At 72.6% G+C, this 17,352-nt stretch carries 14 protein-coding genes; 7 read left to right on the forward strand and 7 right to left on the reverse strand.

Annotated features, from left to right (window positions below):
* The first annotated feature begins 26 nt into the window (after positions 1-26).
* The 4 genes from KZX45_RS03010 (at position 27) to KZX45_RS03025 (ending at position 3,527) form a co-directional block, all read left to right on the forward strand.
* Positions 27-1,439, forward strand: a complete 1,413-nt coding sequence (locus tag KZX45_RS03010) for an MFS transporter (RefSeq protein WP_248256197.1) — start codon at positions 27-29, stop codon at positions 1,437-1,439.
* Between the two features lie 207 nt (positions 1,440-1,646).
* On the forward strand, positions 1,647-2,624 hold the full coding sequence (locus tag KZX45_RS03015) for a nucleoside hydrolase (RefSeq protein ID WP_248256198.1): 978 nt from the start codon (positions 1,647-1,649) through the stop codon (positions 2,622-2,624).
* A gap of 131 nt (positions 2,625-2,755) precedes the next feature.
* The gene (locus KZX45_RS03020) at positions 2,756-3,229 is read left to right on the forward strand and encodes a PAM68 family protein (RefSeq protein ID WP_248256199.1); all 474 of its coding nucleotides are present in this window, start codon (positions 2,756-2,758) and stop codon (positions 3,227-3,229) included.
* On the forward strand, positions 3,222-3,527 hold the full coding sequence (locus tag KZX45_RS03025) for a transcriptional regulator (RefSeq protein WP_248256200.1): 306 nt from the start codon (positions 3,222-3,224) through the stop codon (positions 3,525-3,527). Before KZX45_RS03020 ends, KZX45_RS03025 begins: the two co-directional genes overlap by 8 nt.
* A gap of 338 nt (positions 3,528-3,865) precedes the next feature.
* On the opposite strand, the gene KZX45_RS03030 is transcribed toward KZX45_RS03025, so the two are convergent.
* A complete protein-coding gene (locus KZX45_RS03030; RefSeq protein WP_248256201.1) occupies positions 3,866-4,912 on the reverse strand; it encodes a RelA/SpoT domain-containing protein in 1,047 nt (348 codons plus the stop codon).
* A 451-nt stretch (positions 4,913-5,363) separates the two neighbouring features.
* On the opposite strand from KZX45_RS03030, the gene KZX45_RS03035 reads away from it, so the two are divergent.
* Positions 5,364-6,434, forward strand: coding sequence for a glutathione S-transferase family protein (locus KZX45_RS03035; RefSeq protein WP_248256202.1), 1,071 nt, complete (start codon positions 5,364-5,366; stop codon positions 6,432-6,434).
* A 73-nt stretch (positions 6,435-6,507) separates the two neighbouring features.
* Here the strand turns inward: KZX45_RS03035 and KZX45_RS03040 are convergent, their stop codons facing one another.
* A complete protein-coding gene (locus tag KZX45_RS03040) occupies positions 6,508-8,343 on the reverse strand; it encodes a hypothetical protein (protein WP_248256203.1) in 1,836 nt (611 codons plus the stop codon).
* 54 nt (positions 8,344-8,397) lie between these two features.
* Entirely contained in the window at positions 8,398-10,065 is a 1,668-nt protein-coding gene (locus tag KZX45_RS03045) for an FUSC family protein (RefSeq protein WP_248256204.1), read from the reverse strand.
* A gap of 217 nt (positions 10,066-10,282) precedes the next feature.
* Between KZX45_RS03045 and KZX45_RS03050 the strand changes: the two genes are divergently transcribed.
* Positions 10,283-10,666 (forward strand): thioredoxin family protein, encoded by a 384-nt coding sequence (locus KZX45_RS03050; protein WP_248256205.1) that lies wholly within the window; start codon positions 10,283-10,285, stop codon positions 10,664-10,666.
* Positions 10,667-10,739: 73 nt separating this feature from the next.
* Here the strand turns inward: KZX45_RS03050 and KZX45_RS03055 are convergent, their stop codons facing one another.
* Positions 10,740-11,444, reverse strand: coding sequence for an HAD hydrolase family protein (locus KZX45_RS03055; RefSeq protein ID WP_248256317.1), 705 nt, complete (start codon positions 11,442-11,444; stop codon positions 10,740-10,742).
* Positions 11,445-11,640: 196 nt separating this feature from the next.
* Between KZX45_RS03055 and KZX45_RS03060 the strand changes: the two genes are divergently transcribed.
* Positions 11,641-12,468 carry an aldo/keto reductase gene (locus KZX45_RS03060; protein WP_248256206.1) on the forward strand — a complete coding sequence of 276 codons (828 nt, stop codon included), beginning with the start codon at positions 11,641-11,643 and terminating at the stop codon, positions 12,466-12,468.
* 71 nt (positions 12,469-12,539) lie between these two features.
* On the opposite strand, the gene KZX45_RS03065 is transcribed toward KZX45_RS03060, so the two are convergent.
* Genes KZX45_RS03065 through KZX45_RS03075 form a run of 3 tightly spaced genes read right to left on the reverse strand, consistent with a single transcriptional unit; the run spans position 12,540 to position 17,280 of the window.
* Entirely contained in the window at positions 12,540-13,511 is a 972-nt protein-coding gene (locus KZX45_RS03065) for an NAD-dependent epimerase/dehydratase family protein (RefSeq protein ID WP_248256207.1), read from the reverse strand.
* Entirely contained in the window at positions 13,508-16,252 is a 2,745-nt protein-coding gene (locus tag KZX45_RS03070) for an alpha/beta fold hydrolase (RefSeq protein ID WP_248256208.1), read from the reverse strand. The genes KZX45_RS03065 and KZX45_RS03070 overlap by 4 nt, the downstream gene beginning before the upstream one ends.
* Positions 16,249-17,280: a 3-oxoacyl-ACP synthase III gene (locus KZX45_RS03075; RefSeq protein WP_248256209.1), complete on the reverse strand. Its 1,032-nt coding sequence runs from the start codon at positions 17,278-17,280 to the stop codon at positions 16,249-16,251. Before KZX45_RS03075 ends, KZX45_RS03070 begins: the two co-directional genes overlap by 4 nt.
* Between the last annotated feature and the right edge of the window lie 72 nt (positions 17,281-17,352).

Raw genomic sequence — 17,352 nt, forward strand, 5'->3', positions numbered from 1 at the left:
CACCCAAAGACAAAGGAGTCCCCCACGTGCCAACCCCCCCACCGGTTGAGACGGCATCCCCGTCCAGACTCCGGGATGTCGAGATCCTTCATGGCGGCCGTGCGGTCGCCGTCGTCACGACGCTGATCCTCGGGATCCTCGCGTTCCAGCTCAACGCGAGCATGCTCACCCCCGCACTCCCGGCAATCGGGGAAGAATTCGGGACCGACGGCGCCGGCCTCGGCCAGGTCTCCTCTCTGCTGTTCCTCTCCGGCGCGGTCGCCGGACTCGTACTGAGCCGGTGGAGTGACTTCATCGGCCGCCGCCGCATGGCAATCGTCATCCTGGCCATCGTGATCGTCGGCACCCTGATGTGCATCTTCGCGCCGAACCTTCCGGTTCTCCTGGTCGGCCGCGTGCTGCAGGGGGCCTGCAGCGCATCCTTCCAGCTCGCATACGTCACACTGAGCGAGCGCATGGCCCCGAAGGTCTTTGGTACCACGCTCGGCGTCATCACCGCGGTCAACGGCGGTGTGGGCGGCCTTGATGGTTACTTCGGTGGCCTTCTGGCGGACACGTGGGGCTTCCGCGCGATCTTCGTCGTCATCCTGGTCGTCGCGGTGATCGCGCTCATCGCATCGGCCGTGGTCCTGCCCAAGGACGACCGAGCAGCATCGACCGGCACCATGGACTGGTGGGGCGCCCTCACCCTGTCCATCGCCCTGATCGCCTTCACCTACTTCGTGTCCGAGGGTTCGAACCAGGGCTGGTTCTCGCCAGCGCCGCTTGTCTTCCTGGTGGTAGCCGTCACCGCGTTCGTCGTCTTCTGGAAGATCGAGCAGCGCAAGCAGACCCCGCTGATTGCCGTGCACCACCTGAAGTCCCGCCAGGTGTGGCCGGTCGTCCTGACGACCACCCTCACGCTCGCCAGCGTCTTCGCGGTCATCAACTTCACGGTCGTGCTCCTCAGCCAGAACACCGACTTCGGCTACGGGCTCGACGCGGCGACCGCGGCGCTGCGTTACCTGCTGCCCCCGGCAATCATCGGTGTTCTCGCAGCACCGTTCGCCGGATGGTTCGCAGCGAAGTTCGGGTGGCTCAAGGCTGTTCGCATCGGGATGGTGCTCAGCATCGTCGCCGTGGCGACGATTGCCTTCATGCCCACCGAGCAGGGAGTTGTCCTCGCCTGCATCGCCCTGCTCGGAGTCAGCTACAACGGTTTCCTCCTGACCACCGCCAACGGACTGGGCGTGGTCCTCTCCCCGCCCGAGGCCCCCTCGGCACTGCCGGGCATCAACGGCGCGGGATTTGGCATCGGAGTCGGTCTCGGCATCGGGTTCGTCGCCCCGTTCGCCGGGAACGGAACGATCGAGGGCATCCAGACGGCCCTGTTCATCTCACTGGGCATCACGATCCTCGCCTTCATCTCCAGCATGTTCATCAAGGCCGTCCCGGCGTGAAGCTCTAAGCGGCAGGAACCAATCCGGGAAGCCAAGCCGGGGGCGTTCCAGTTTCGTCTGGGACGCCCCCGGAATTTCTCTACCAAGACTTCGGAATGGGCCGCGAGACCTCGCCGCCGCGTCCTCATCCCCGCGCCGGCCGCCCCGAGCCTGCAGCTCCGCGCTAGGTCCAGCGCGTCTAATCAACCCATGTGTAAGGAAAAGCGCGTGAAGACCACGACCGTCCGCCCTGTCTACTTCGACTGCGACACCGGCATCGACGACTCCATGGCGCTGGGCTACCTCGTGAGCTCGCCGGAAATCAGTCTCGTCGGAGTCGGCACCGTGAGCGGAAACACCTCCGCTGAGCAGGCGGCCGAGAACACTCTGCGCCTGCTGGCGCTGGCGGACAGGCCCGACGTCCCCGTCGCCATCGGCGAACACCACTTCCGCACCACGACGTTCACGGGCGGCCCCACCCACATCCACGGCGCAAACGGCATCGGAAACGTGGCCTTGCCGGAGAGCTCCGCAAGCCCGATCGACCGAAAGGCAGCGGAGCTGCTCGTGGAACTCTCGCACGAGCACGCCGGGGAGCTCGAGATCATCACGGTCGGCCCGACCACGAACATCGCCGCTGCTCTCGACCTAGATCCCACTCTTCCCAGCCGCGTTCGCCAGATCACCTCAATGGGTGGTGCGGCGCTCGTCTCCGGCAACGCCTCTCCTGTCGGGGAAGCCAACATCTGGAACGATCCCGAGGCCGCTTCACGCGTGCTGGCCGCCCACTGGCCCGCAACTCTGGTTCCTTTGGACGTGACGCTGGCCAATAACCTCGAGGAGGAGCATCGCGACGCGCTGCTGACCTCGCAGCGACCCCTCGCTCAAGCCATCGGACAGATGCTCGACCTCTATTTCGACTTCTACGTTCCCGAGTTCGGTCGCCGATGCAGCGCCCTGCACGATCCACTCGCCGCCGCCATCGCCGTCGGAGGGATCCGCCCCACGGTCGCCCCCGCTGTGGACGTCACCGTCGACGACACTCACGGTCCCGGGCGCGGACAGACCATTTGCGACCTCCGCGGCCAGCGCCTCGGCGCTGTGGACCAGCCAGGCCGGAACGTACGTGTCGTTCTCGACACTGACCAACCACTCGCTGATCACCTAGTTGAGCGACTCGTTCCCGTCTCTTCGAACATCGAGTGACAGGTTCCACTCCGTAACAGGATCCCGTCCGGGGTTTGCTCGAGCCGGTGTCGGGTGCTCTACGGGGTCGGTTTCAGTGGGCGTGGACTGTCATTTGCCGGACCGGAAAGTGACCCTGTAGAGTTTCCGGTATGGAAAGCAACTTAGATGGGCCTCGTCCGTCGGCTGAGGATGCCGCCGCCGAACTCCACAACCTCGTCACGGACCGCCAAGCCCTCGCCGACGGCGTGAGAGTTCCCTGGTCACTGCTGGCCGGACTTGGGGGCGTGGCGGCCTGGTGGGTGGCGGCGGCCTCCGCGGCAAGTCCCGGGGAGGACTACGAGGCGCCGACGTCGGGCTGGCTGGGGCTGGTCGCAGTCCTGGTGATCGGTCACCTAATCCGCAACGAGACGGGGATCCGGATTCGCAAGATGGGCGGACGTGCCGCGCTTGCGACCGTAGCGATCGTCCTGATCTGCCTAGTGCTGTTCTCGGTCTCGCTCGCCCTAGTCTCGCTCGGTGCAACCTGGGCGGTGGTGCTGACGAGCCTGTCGGCGTTTGGTCTGGTCACCTGGCTCGCGGGGATCGCCTACCGCTCGGCGCTGGATGCCATGCGCCGTGGTTGAGGCCCGGTTCAATGACGTAATTCACGCGCCGGTTCGGTTGCGGATCTGCGGGTTGCTGCGCCCGGTGGAGCAGGTGGACTTCGCGGTGCTGCGGGACACGCTCGGTGTCTCGGATGCCACGCTGTCGAAGCACCTGAAGGCCCTCGCCGAGGTCGGGTACGTCAGGTTGATCAAGGCCACGTCGGCCGCGCGTAGGGATGCCCGCCGTCTGACGTGGGTAGCCCTCACGCCTACGGGGCTGGATGCCTTCGACGCGCACGTGCGTGCGTTGCAGGAGATTGCTGGCAATGCCGGCTGACCACCCCGATCGCCTTTGTGGACGGTGGGGCTAGGACGCGGGTGGGTGAGTGAGTGAGCGTCGCACAGCCCGTCCCCGCCCGGTGCGGAGCTGACACGGCAGCACGGGGTCAGCACCGAAGAGGGTGGGCGCGCGCGTCAAGACGAGCCACCCGTGACGCGATCCAGGGGCGCGGAACTCACGCACTAACCGAATGCGCCAACTAGGGAACACCTCGGCGTTGACACGAGCGGGGCGCAAGCAGCCGAACCAACCGAGGGTCCCGCAATCGGATCGCTCGACGGTCTCAGACGCGGCGAGGCCCCCGCACCTTGGCCCGATGCGGGAGCTTTCGCTTCTCAGGCGCTTGCGGGCAGGCGGCCGTCCAGGTGCGCACGTACGAACTCGGTGAACCGGCTGGTGTCCGCGAAGTAGTTCGGGTAGGCATCGCGCAGCTGGCTGATGCGCGCGATGTTGATCAGCACCGCGTCCAGGTTCTCGTCGTTGATGGCCTCCAACGCGGTCAGGCGTGCCTCCGCGTCGGCCAGCGTCTCGTGAACCGTCACGGTGAGCCGCCCCTCCCGCCGCCAGAGTTCGAGGGTCAGGGTGTTCCGGCGGTCCGTTCTCGCGTGTTCACCCACGATCGCGGCGTAGCCGCGGAGTCGCCCCAGGACGCCTACGCGCTTCTCCAACCGCGCAAACTCGTCCGCCAACTCCTCGGGCGTTCCTTCTGCACCGGGTACCGGGGCGGTGCCCTCCTGGTGGGCCATGAGTGACGCGACCAAGGCGAAAAACCGAAGCGATTCCGCGTCGCCCTTCCCGTACTTCAGCTCGCTGCCAGAGAAGAGATCCACCGTCTCGACCGCAGTCGCCCAGGCGTGCTGCAACTCCGTGCGAACCTGAAGTTCGATCCGCAGGCCGTGGTACTCCTCCTTGGAGGCACCGTACTCGTAGACGAGGTGGACGCCTCGATAGCCGGAGTCGCGCGGCCCCGGGTCATCACGTAGGTAGTCGTAGACCTTCTTGACGCGGTTCCTGCTCCGTGGCAGGTCTACCAGGATGCTGACCAACTCATCCACCTCGTCGACGGTCTTGAAGATGACCCGGCAGCCACCAAGATCCTGCATTGTGGTCACGCTCATCGTTGGATGGCGCTTCAACTTGTCGATGATCGTGGGCAGACGTTTCCGGCGCTCAGCCACGACGGCGTTCTGATTCACGTCGAGCGCGCGCTGCCGCACGGTCACGGTGACGGCGTTCAGGGGGAACGCGTGGGCAAGGCGGTAGTTGCTAAGGACGTCCCGGGCCGCCTGGATCTCCTCGGACGTTCCAGTCCCCTTGCCGATTACTCGGCTCGCCCTCTGGACGGCCTTGTTGGAGTGCTCGGGCACCACCCACTTCTTCATGGTGGCGACCGTACCGGGCCGCGCCGACACCCCGCGCCCTCGGTGCGGCTACGCGAGATTGGAGTGCATCGATCTGGCGCTAGGAACGCACAGACCGGCACGAGCGCGCGGTCGGCGTGGCCGTCCCGTAAGACGAACCTCTTGCGGGGACGGTGCAGGTCATCGGGCGCACCCACGTTCGGATGTTCGCAGGACCCGTCCGGGAAAGTGTCCGGTGACGGTGCGTCTTGCGGACAGTCGTCGGACGGTGCGTACTTGGTCACGTCCGGCCGTACGCTGCTCAGGCAGCGCTTGAGTGCTCAACCGTCTTTGCTAGTGGCCAGGAGGTCGGCGACCCGGCCGATGCAACGTCACTCGACTGGGCACACGGGGATGCTCCGCGCATCTAACATGATCGTTCAGCCATCGACCGCAAGGGTGCGACGGTACCTGCGGACGTAGGGTCGGAAGCATGGACCAGCAGCTGACCGGCACCACCGTGGAGCACCCCGAGCACAGCGAGGGCGGGCGATACACCACGAAGGGCAAGGAGTACACGCGGGACACCCGGTACATCGAGACCCGCATCACCGCCGACGGGCGCGACGGCTACCCCGTCGAGGCGGGCCGGTACCGCCTCGTCGCCGCACGCGCCTGCCCGTGGGCGAATCGCACCATCATCGTGCGCCGCCTCCTCGGGCTCGAGGACGCCATCTCGCTCGGCACGCCCGGCCCCACGCACGACGCCCGCTCATGGACCTTCGACCTGGACCCCGACGGCAAGGACCCCGTCCTCGGCATCCACCGCCTCCAGGATGCGTATTTCGCGCGCGTGCCGGAGTACCCGCGCGGCATCACGGTCCCGGCAATCGTGGACGTGCCCACGGGCGCCGTGGTCACCAACGACTTCGCCCAGATCACCCTCGACCTCGAGACCGAGTGGACGGCGTTCCACCGCGAGGGCGCTCCCGAGCTCTACCCCGAGCACCTGCGCGACGAGATCGACCGGGTGAACCGCAAGGTCTTCACCGAGGTCAACAACGGCGTCTACCGGTGCGGCTTCGCCGGCTCCCAGGAGGCGTACGAGAAGGCCTACGACCGGCTCTTCGCCGCGCTGGACTGGCTCGAGGAACGGCTGTCGTCCCAGCGCTACCTGGTCGGCGACACGATCACCGAGGCCGACGTGCGCCTGTTCACCACCCTCGTGCGCTTCGACGCCGTCTACCACGGCCACTTCAAGTGCAACCGCAACAAGCTCTCCGAGATGCCGGCGCTGTGGAGCTACGCCCGGGACCTGTTCCAGACCCCCGGGTTCGGCGACACCGTGGACTTCCAGCAGATCAAGGAGCACTACTACATCGTCCACACGGACATCAACCCGACGCAGATCGTGCCGAAGGGCCCGGACCTCTCCGGCTGGCTCACCGAGCACGGCCGCGAGGCGCTGGGCGGGCGTCCCTTCGGCGACGGCACTCCCCCTGGGCCGGTCCGCGCGGGCGAGGAGGTCGACCCCGCCCACACCGCGGCGGCCATGCGCGGCTGAGGCTCAGAGCGCCCGGCTGAGGCTCAGCGGCCGGCAACGGCCCGGCCTGACCCGCCCGGCCGGGCCGTGGCCGTCACTGGTAGCTGATGAACGCCGGGCGGGGCTCGACCTGCATGGTCTGCTCCGGGGTGAGCATGGGGACGTCCTCGTCGTAGAAATTCTTCCAGCCCCAGTGGCGGACGTTCGGGGCGTTGCCGCGCAGGGTGCGCCAGGTGGTCTGCTTGTCGCCCTGCGCGCCCTGCCCGTCGACGTGGACGAGCACCGCGAGCTCCGAGCGGGACTGGTCGACCTCGTTGACGCCGGGGATCATCCGCACCTGGAACTGGTGCAGGACCAGGATCTTCTGCGGCAGGTTGTTCGCGCGGGTGAGGTCGGCCAGCCAGGTGACCACCCGGTTGACCTCGGCCACGTCGACCTGCCCGATCTGACGCAGGTGCACCTGGTCGGGCCGCAGGCGCCACTCCGGGTCCAGCGCGAGACCCACGTTCGGCAGCTTGAGCAGCTCCTCGTACCGCTTGGCCTGCGTCAGGAAGTCCGTGCGCCCCGGCTGCAGGTCGAGCACCACGTACTGGCCGTTCTCGTGCGCGGCCTCGACCAGCGGGCGCAGCTGGTCGACGGAGCGCTCGGCCGAGTAGTTCCCGTCCTCGCCGGCGCCGGCCGAGGCCACGCTGGCGATGATCTCGAGCGCCGGAACCAACTGGGTGTCCGTCAGCGCCCGGTACGGCTCCGCGTGCTCCGCGGCCCGCTGGACGGTGGCCGGGACGTCCTGCTCGCCCAGCACCCCGAGGGCGCCCGAGCCGGGCGTGCCGTACAGGGCGACGTACGTCTTGCCGGGCAGCGCCAGCTGGCCGCCGCCGGGCAGCTCCGTGCCGGTCGCGGCGGTCGACGTCCGCCAGGCCAGCGTGCCGGCGTCGCCGAAGGCGGGACCGAGACCGACGACGACCTCGGGTGCGTTGGCCGCGGTCTCCTGCACCGTCTGGGACGACGCCCGCGGGTCCCCGGTGGGGACCAGCTGGACGGCGGCCCCGGCCGTGCGGGCGTTGGCGACGGCGGCGGCCTGGACGGTCTCCCCCGTGGACATGACCACGACGCCGTCGGCTATCGGCTCCGGCCGCTCGCTCGGCGGCAGGGCCGCGGCCGCGGAAGTGCTCGCCTCCTGGGTCGGGTCGTTCGTCGCGGCGTCGGCGGTCGCGGTCGTCCCGTCGGCGGTCGCCGTCGTCCCGTCGGTGGACTCCGTCGTCTCCCCGGTCGCGTCGTCGGCCGGCGCCTCGTGCACCAGCAGGATGGGGGCCTCGGGATCGAGGGCGGCGACGGCGGCCACCTCCTCGCCCTCCGGCACCGCCTGGGCGGTGAGGTCCGTGCCGACCAGCTCGGCCAGGGCCTGCTCGTCGGCCGGCGCCGGGACCACGTCGACCCCCTCGCTCCCGGCGAGGTCCGCGTCGCCGACCGCGATCACGGTGGCAGTACCGAGCCGGTCCAGCTCCTGGGCCGTGGCGTCCGGAGCGGCGTCGCCGTCCTGGTCGGCTGCGCCGTCGGTCGCGTCTGCGGTGGCGGAGTCGGCGGCCGGCTCGTCACCGGCGGGCGCCGGCTCGTCGATGAGCACGGGCGCGCCGAGCGTGAGCGCGAGCGAGGACGCCTGCAGGGCCGTCTCCGGCGTGCCGACGACGGCGAGGGGGGCCGCCGCGAAGAAGGTGCGCGACGTCTCGGCCGAGAGCGCCGTCGCGGTCTCCCCCGCCAGCACCGCCGTCTCCGCCGGCGCCACCGGCTCGCTGACCACCGGGGCCGGCGTGGTGGGCTCCGCCGTCGTCCCGGACTCCCCCGCCGTCGTGGCCTCGCCGGGGTCCGCGGTGCAGGCGGCGAGGGCCAGGGCGGCGGCGAGCGGAACGGCGATGAGGGTACGGCGGGTCACACGGTCTCCTGAGTTCGGGGCTGGGCCAGCTGTCAGGCTACGTGCGCTCCCCGGTCAGCGCAGGACGGCCCGCAGGTTGGCCAGCGCCGTCGGGTCCGGGGGCGTCCCGCGCCGGGCGGCGTGGCCGAGCGAGCGGCTCGCCCAGGTGGCGCCCCCGACGCCGTCGGCGGGTCCGGTCGCGGCGGCGCACCGTGCCAGCACGGTCAGCGCGAGCCAGGCCGTCGCCTCCCGGGGCGCCGCCCACGGCTCGACCCGGACCGGGTCGTCCGAGCGGGCGCGAGCGGAGACCTCGGCCAGATCCTGCATGTCCAGCGCGAGCTCGCGCTGCGCGACCCGCCCCTCCGGCCGGTTGACCGTGCCCGCCCCGATGTGGTCGAGGGCGTCCGAACAGCCGGTGAGGACCCGCGCGACGTACGCGCGCAGCATGGGGACCGAGCTGCCCCGGCCCACGGTGAGCAGCACGGCGACGGCCACGCCGACCCCGATGACCGTGTCCAGGAGCCGTTCGGCGATCACCGGCCGGACGTCACCGGTGCCGCCCGCGGTCGCGATGGTCAGCGCCAGCGGCGTGATGAAGGAGACGGCGACCGCGTAGTTGCGCGGCACCGCGAGCTCCACCGTGCCCTGCAGCACGACGACGAGGAGCACGGTCGCCCACGGCCCGAGGCCCAGCCACGAGATGAACGCGAAGAGGCCCAGGCCCACGACCGTCCCGACGAGACGGTGCCGCGCACGGACCAGCGACCGCCGCCGGTCCAGGCCCTGGTGGAGCACGAGGGCGGCGACCATCATCGCCCAGTAGGCGTGGGCCGTTGACATCGTGACGGCGATCAGGCCGGCGGCGACGATGCCGAGCGACACCCGCCCGGCCGCGCTGAGCGCGACCGTGGGGTACCGCAGGCCCCGGCGCAGGAGGTCCCGGAGTCCGGGCTGCCCCAGCGGGGCCTCGGCGAGGTCCGCCGCGAGGTCGGGGTCGGGCGCGGCCCCCGGGAGCGCGTGCGAGGTGTAGGCGCGGTGCGCCGCCCGCAGCCGCGCCACCCGGGCGCGGGCGCCGGGCCGGGAGGAGGTGGAGTCACCGGCCGCCCAGAGGACCTGCCACGCGCGGTGCAGCGCGGCGCTGGCGCGGTGCGAGAGGTGGGAGGCGGCCACGTCCTGCGTGCCCGCCTCCACATACTCCTCGACGGCGGCCCGGGCGGCCGCGACGGCCCGGTCCTGGGGCCCGGTCGGTCTGCGGAGCAGGTCGGCCAGGGCCACGGGGACGGCGCAGGCTGCCCCGACCGCCGTCGCCAGCACCATCTCCTGCGGCGCGACGCTGCCCTGCGACGGGACGAACCCGGCCACCCCCGCCACCATGATGAAGAAGAACGCGCCGGGGATGCCCACGCGCAGGGCGTGGCAGGCGAACGTGGCGACCGCGCCGACGGCGGTGAGGAGCACGATCGCGGCCCAGCCGACGCCGGAGGTGAGCGCCCCCAGGGCGGAGACGGCCACCAGGGCGGCCGCGACCGCGAGCAGCAGCCGGACGCGGTTGCGCGCGGGCCGGCCGGCTCCGTAGAGCACCGTGAAGGCCCCCGTCGAGGTCATCAGACCGAAGTCGTGGTGACCGAGGAGGGTGGCGGTGGTCAGCGGGATGGCGATGGCGGCGGCGGCGCGCAGCGCCGTCGGCCAGGCGAGCAGGCGGAGGTCCGTCCGGGTCGGTACCCGCCAGGTCCGCTCGCGCACGCGTCAGCTCCTCGGAAATATTTTGGGGGTCAGGAGCCAGAATATCGGGGTCCACCCGCGGCGAGACCGGCGCGGCACCGTGTGACTCACCACGGCGGGCTGGCGCGCGGCGGCGGGAAGCATCGGACCGACGTCGGCGTTGTCCCGGTCAGGCAGGACGAGCCGGTCAGGCAGGACGAGGCAGGCAGGACCAGGACAGCCCGGAACCCGGAGGACGATGAACCCGCAGGACGCGCCCACGAGGCTGGACCGGACCGAGCTCGGGCCCGCCCCGACCAGGCTGGACGCCCAGGAGCTCGGGCTCGCGCCGTCGGGCCTGGGCGAGCGCGCGACGGTGGTGCAGGTCTCCAGCGCGTTCTGCGCCCCGTGCCGGGCGGCCCGCACCGTCGCGGCCCGGGTGGCGACCACGGCCGCCGGGGTCCGGCACGTGGAGGTCGACGTCGCCGGGCACGAGGATCTCGCCGCCGCGCTGCAGATCGCCAGCACGCCCACCGTGCTCGTCCTGGACGCCGCGGGAGTGGTGCGGGAGCGACTCGAGGGCGTCCCCCGGCTCGCGTGGCTGCGCGGGGCCGTCGAGCGGGCCGGAACCCGCCCGGCGTAGCCGACGGGAGCCGGCCTGGCGTGGCCGCCGGCGCCGCAGGCCGGCCGATGGCTACGCCGCGGGGCGGGAGTCCTTAAGCGCGCGCGGCCACGAGGGAGGGGACGAGGCGCTCGACGAGCTCCGCGGTCTCGCGCCAGTCGGCGACCGCCTGGGTGGGCATGCCGAGCCGCTTGACCGGGTAGTCGTTGCCGCCCTCGTCGAGGCGATCGCCGACGAAGAGCATGTCCGCGACGTCGATGCCCGTCTGCTCGCTCAGGCGCACCATGCCGTAGGCCTTGTCGACACCCGCACGGGTGATGTCCACGGAGGTGGAGCCCCCGGAGCGGACCTCGAGCTCCGGCAGGAGCCTCGCGACGGCGGCGCGCAGCAGCTCCTTCTTCTCCCCCGTCGGGTCCCAGGCCTTCTTCGCCTCGAGCGGCGCCTGCTGGCCGAGCGCGGAGAACGTGATCTGCGAGCCGCGGTCCTCCAGGATGTCGCCCCAGGTCTGCTCCTCCCAGAGCCCGAGCCGGCGGGCCTCGCCCTCGACGGCGGCGCGGGCCCTCGCCCGCTCGTCCTCGGTGAGGTCGTGGGCGTAGACCTGGTTCCACTCGCCGTCCGCGTGGCGCAGGTAGCGGGTGCCGCAGGTGGGCATCAGGTGCAGGCGGGAGAGCTGGTCGGCGGTGGCGTCGAGGTGGGCGAGCACCTGGTCGCGGAACTGCCCGAAGTGGCCGCCGGAGATGATGCAGACCGGGACGACGTCGAGGAGGGAGGCGAGCGCGTCGGCCATCCGCCCGGGCATGGGCGACTTCGACGGCGCGAGGGTGTCGTCCAGGTCGAAGGCGATGAGTCGTACGTGGTCCGTCACGGAGGTCCTCTCGGGCGGGGCGTGCCGCGCCGGCGGCAGGTTCGCGCGCGGGCGCCGCAGAGGCGCCGGCACCGCGGTGGGTCACCGCCGATTATGCCCTGCCCCGGCCAGAACCGGCACAATGCGGCGCATGACCGCGCTCGCCGGATTCGCCCTGAACGACGGCCGCACCCTGCCCGCCCTCGGGTTCGGCACCTGGCGGGTGAGCGGGGACGAGGCCGAGGCGGAGGTGCGCAGCGCGTTGGCGGCGGGGTACCGGCTCATCGACACGGCGGCCGTCTACGGCAACGAGCGTGAGGTCGGCGCGGCGGTGGCCGGCTCCGGCGTGCCGCGGGACGAGGTCCTGGTGACGAGCAAGCTGCGCGGCGCCGACCAGGGCTACGACGCCGCCCTGCGCGGCTTCGAGCGCACGCTCGAGGCGCTCGGGCTGGACCGTCTCGATCTCTACCTGATCCACTGGCCGCTGCCCGCGCGCGGCCTCTACGTCGACTCCTGGAGGGCTCTGGTCCGCCTTCGCGACGAGGGCGCCGTCCGCTCCGTCGGGGTCTCCAACTTCACCGCCGCCCACCTCGACCGCATCATCGGCGAGACCGGGGTGGCGCCGGCGGTGAACCAGATCGAGCTCCACCCGGGGTTCGTGCAGGAGGAGATGCGTGCCGCGAACGCCGAGCGCGGGATCGTCACGGAGGCCTGGGGGCCGCTCGGCCGCGGCAAGGGTCTGCTCGACGCGCCCGAGGTGCGCGCGGTGGCGGACGCGCACGCCGTCAGCCCGGCGCAGGCGGTGCTCCGCTGGCACCACCAGCTCGGGGTGCTGCCGCTGCCCAAGTCGGCGGACCCGCGGCGCCAGCGGGAGAACCTCGACATCGCCGGGTTCTCGCTGACCGACGAGGAGATGGCACGCCTGGGATCGCTCCCCCAGCGCCGCCTCGGCGGCGACCCGGACACGCACGAGGAGTAGGACGGCCCGCCTCTCCCCCGGTGATATCTCACTGAGGAAGTGGCGTCTCACCGACGTGGGCGGCTGGGCGGTCAGCGGGTGCGGTAGTACGCGGCGAGGCGCGCGAAGCCCTCGTCGAGGCTCACCTCGGGACGCCAGCCGAGGGCCTCGCGGGTGCGCCGCTGGTCGAACCAGTGCGCGGTGGAGAGCTGCTCGGCGAGGAACCGCGTCATCGGCGGCTCGTCGACGCCCGGCCGCACCGCCCACACCCGCTCCACGACCGCACCGGCGGCCCGGGCGAGCGTGCCCGGCACCGACCAGGCGGGGGGCGTCACCCCGGCCGCGCGACACAACCCTGCGATCAGCTCGGCCACCGGCCGCGGCTCGCCGTTGGTGACGACGAACGCCTCGCCGTGGGCGTCCTCCGCCCGGTCCAGCGCGGCGACCAGGGCGCTGACCGCGTTGTCCACGTAGGTCGTGTCGATCAGCGCCGCACCGGAGTCGAGGACCGGCAGCCGCCCGGCCGCCGCTCGGTCGACGACGCGCTGGACGAGCTGGGTGTCGCCCGGTCCCCACACGATGTGCGGCCGCACGGCCAGCACGGCGAAGCCGGGCGCGTCCGCGGCGAGCGCGGCCAGCTCCGCGGCGGCCTTGGTGCGGGCGTAGTGCCCGCGGGCCCGCTCCGGCGTCGCCTCCCCCGCGCCGTCACCGACGATCGAGGTGCCGGTGTGGGCGACGGAGGGCGAGGAGACGAGGACGAACCTGCTGGCCCCGGCGGCCCGGGCGGCGTCGAGCAGCAGCCGGGTGCCGTCGACGTTGGTGCGCTCGAAGTCGGCGAGGTCGCCCGCGAAGGAGACCTTCGCGGCGAGATGGACGACGGCGTCCTGGCCGGCGGCCGCGGCGGCGACGGCGGAGGGGTCGTCGACCGACCCGAGCACCTCGCGGGCGCCGGGCACCGACGCGGGGCGGCGCTGGAAGGTGGTGACCTCCTCGCCGCGTGCGGCCAGCGCGGTGGCGACGCCGCGGCCCAGCATGCCGGACGCGCCGGTGACGAGGACCCTCACGGCCTGCCCGCCCGCGCGCCCGCGAGCATGCGGGCCGCCCAGGCGGCCACCCGCGCCCGCTCGACCTTGGAGTTGTGCCGCACGTCGGTGGGGACCTCGGGCACGCGGAGCACGGCGGCGAGCGGCACGTGGACCGCGGCCCGCACCGCCCGGGCCAGGCCCTCGGGGGCCAGCGAGGGGGCGCGGCGGGCGCCGGCGTGGACCGCCGGGTCGGTCTCCAGCACCACGACGACCTGCTGGGTGCCCGCCGGCCCGACGCCGACCGCCGCGGCGCGCACGACCCCGCGCACGGACAGCGCGTCGTTCTCGACCTGCACCGGCGTGACGACGCCGTCGGCCGTGACGATCACGTGCGCCAGCCGGCCCTCGATCCAGAGCCGGCCGGCGGCGTCGAGGTGGCCGACGTCGCCGGTGCGGTGCCAGCCCGGCCAGGTGGCCGAGCGGTCCTGGGTGGCCCAGAGCCGGTCGTAGCGGTCCTTGAGGTTCGGGGCCGTGACGAGCACCTCGCCGGTCACCCCGGGCGCGTCGGTGGGCTCGCCGGTGGCGGCGCCGCCGTCGTCGAGCGGCACGACCAGGATCCGGGCGCCGGGCACCGGGGCGCCCACGCAGGTCCCGTTGCCGGCCCCGGTCACGGTCCCCGCGACGGCGTCGGCCTCGGCGGCGCGGATCTGGTCCAGCGAGACGTCGGTGAGCGGCAGCGCCTCCGTCATGCCGTACGGGGTGTGCGGCTCGGCGTTGGGCATCACCTCGTGCACCTGCGCGAGCCGGGCCGAGGAGATCGGGGCGCCGGCGGAGAGGAACAGCTCCACCCGGGCCAGGGCGTCGCGCTGGACGGGCGTGAGCTCGCCGGCCGTGCGCACGACGTTCGCCAGCGCCGAGGGCGAGGCGAAGACGACGGACGCGTCGATCGCGGCCGCCGCGTCGGCCAGCGCGCCCGCCCGCAGCGTGGCCGGGGCGGTGACGTCCATGTCCGGGGTGGCACTCGTCGCGCCGAGGGCGGTGCCGAGCAGGGCGAACGGCGCGAAGCCGGCGACGAACGACCGCTCGGGCGAGAGCCCGTAGGTCTTGGCCACGACGGCGCACATCCCCGCCAGGCGGCGGTGGGTGTACACCACGCCCTTGGCGGGTCCGGTGGACCCGGAGGTGAAGAGGATCGCGGCGTCGTCGTCCGGCCCCGGGCCGGCCGGCAGCGCGGTGCCGGCGGCCGCGAGCGCGGCGCCCCGGGCGAGCAGCTCGCGCAGGGAACCGGCGATGCCGAAGGTGCGGCGGCGGCTGTGCGCGGTCCGCGGCGGGGTGTAACCCTCCTCGTGCCCCTTGGGGACGACGACGAACTTCTGCCCCGGCCAGCCGAGCGCACGGGCGGCGACCATCGCCTTCTCGATGCCGAGGAGGTGGTCGGGCGCGGCGCCGCGGACGGCTCGGGTCATGCCCCGGAGGCCGAGGCCGGCGTCGGCGAGGACGACGACCGCGCCGAGGCGCAGGCAGGCGAACAGCGCGGTGGTCAGGTCCACCCCGGGCGGGATGAGCAGGCTGACCCGGTGCCCGGCGCGCACGCCGGAGTCGGCGAGGCCGAGGGCGAGGTGCTCCACCCGCCGGGCCAGGTCGGCCCAGCTGAGCGAGCTCGAGCCCGTGGAGGAGAGCGCGACGACGGCGGGGGTGCGGGAGCCGGACAGCTCGCTCAGCGCGGCGTACAGCGGCCGGTACTCGCCCGCCGCCGCCGCGCCTTCCGGCCCCGCCTCCGGCAGCGGGCCGCGTGCCGCGGGGCGGCCCTCCAGGGTGCGCTGCAACCAGCGCACCACGGTGCCCGCGACGTCGGCGTCCTCCACCACGAGGTGCCCGGCCCCCTCGAAGCGGTGGACGTCCGCGTGCGGCAGCCGCTCGAGGAGGTCCCGCAGGTACCGCTCGTAGAAGACCGGGTCCTTGGGCCCCCACATGATCAGGGCCGGCACGGTCAGACCGGCGACGCCGTCGGCGATTCGGGTGAGCTCGGCGTGGCTCGGGTGGCCCGGGCCGACCGGGATGTCCTCGACGAACGAGCCGATGCCCTTGCGGTCGTCGGCGGTGCGGTACGGCGACCGGTAGGTCTCCCGCACCTCGGGCGCGAGCGCGGGACGGGCGAGGGAGAGGGTGACGTCGAGGAAGGCCGACGTGAGCGTCGTCGCCCCGGAGTGCACCGACCGGTGCCGGGCGAGGCGCAGCAGGGCCGGGACGCTCCGCGAGGCCTGCTGGTGCACGGCCGTGTTGGTGAGCACGAGGCCGGCGAGCTCCCGCGGGTGGTCCACCGCCCAGCCCATGGAGACGACGCCGCCCCAGTCGTGCCCGAGGGTGACGACGGGGCGCCCGTCCCAGCCCGGGCCGGACAAACCCAGGTGGTCGGTCAGCGCGCCGAGCTGCGCGACCCGGTCGGCGAGACGGTGGTGCGCGCCGGTGTGCTCGGAGAACCCCATCTCGAGCTGGTCGACGGCGACGACGCGCCAGCCCGCCTCGGCGCCGGCGGCCAGGACGGAGCGCCAGAGGTAGGACCAGGTCGGGTTGCCGTGCACGCACAGGACGGTGCCGTGCGGCGTCTCGCCGTCGGGCAGCGAGGCGGCGTTGTCCAGGTAGTGCCAGGCGTGGCCGTCGACCACGGCGCGGCGGGACCAGGCGGGGTCGACCCCCGGCCAGCGCGGCAGGCCACTGCCGGCGGGGGCGCCGAGGTCGGCCGGGCGAGGTGCGTTGTCGGGGGTGACCGAGGCGGTCACCAGACCAGCTCCAGCAGCGCGGTGTTCAGCCCCGACCCGACCCCCAGGCACATGACGCGGTCGCCGGGGTTGAGGGTGTCCGCCTGCTCCGAGAGCGTCATCGCGATCGCGGCGGGGCCGACGTTGCCCCACCGGTCGAAGGTGATCGGCACCGCGTCGGGGTCGAGGTCGACGGCGTCGATGATCGCCTTGGTGTAGGGCGTGGAGATCTGGTGCGTGACGTAGCGGTCGAGCCGCGACCAGTCCCAGCCGTCCGCCTCGGCCTCGCGCCAGGCGTCGACGACGAGCTTGAGGCCCTTGGTCAGCAGGTTCTTGGTGTCGGTGGTCATCTTGCCGAACGAGCCGACGCACAGCTCGTGGTGCTCCGTGGCGGCGCGCGCGACGCCGCCGAGGATCCGGTGGCCGTCGGGCCGGTCGGACGCGCGGCCGATGACGACGGCGGCGGCGCCGTCGCCGAGGGTGAGCGAGGCGAACTGGTTCTGGTAGTCCTCGCGCGTGACGCCGTCGGCGGTCAGGCGGGCGAGGGTGTCCTCCTGCGTGCGGCGGACGTCCTCGGCGTTGACGATCACGGCGTGGTCGATCTGACCGGCGTCGATCATGGCCGAGGCCATCTGCACGCCGTTGACGAAGCCGACGCAGGCGTTGGTGATGTCGAAGTTCAGGGCGCGGCTCGACAGGCCCATGCGGTCGTGGACGCGCACGGCCACGGAGGGCTCGAGCTGGGTGCGGGAGACGGAGGTGTTGATGAGCAGCCCGACGTCCCCGGGGTCGACCCCGGCCTCGGCGAGCGCCTTGGAGCCGGCCTCGGCGGCCATGTCCTCGAACGCGGTCCCGTCCTCCCACCACCGGCGCTCACGCACGCCGGAGACGCGCTCCAGGAGGTTCTTGGGCAGCCGCAGGGCCTTGCGGGCGACGGCGAGCCGGTCCTCGAACTCTGCCGAGGTCACCACCCGGGGCGCCTCGATGTGGGACAGGCCCACGATGGCGCTGTCGCGGTACCGGAACGTCGCGTTTCCCAGTTGGCTCACCTCCCAAGGTTACGGAGTGCCGGCGAGCGGGCGCACGCCGATGGCAGGGCCTGGGACAACAGTCACAACCGC

This window comes from Georgenia sp. EYE_87 (assembly GCF_023148685.1).
GTDB lineage: Bacteria > Actinomycetota > Actinomycetes > Actinomycetales > Actinomycetaceae > Georgenia.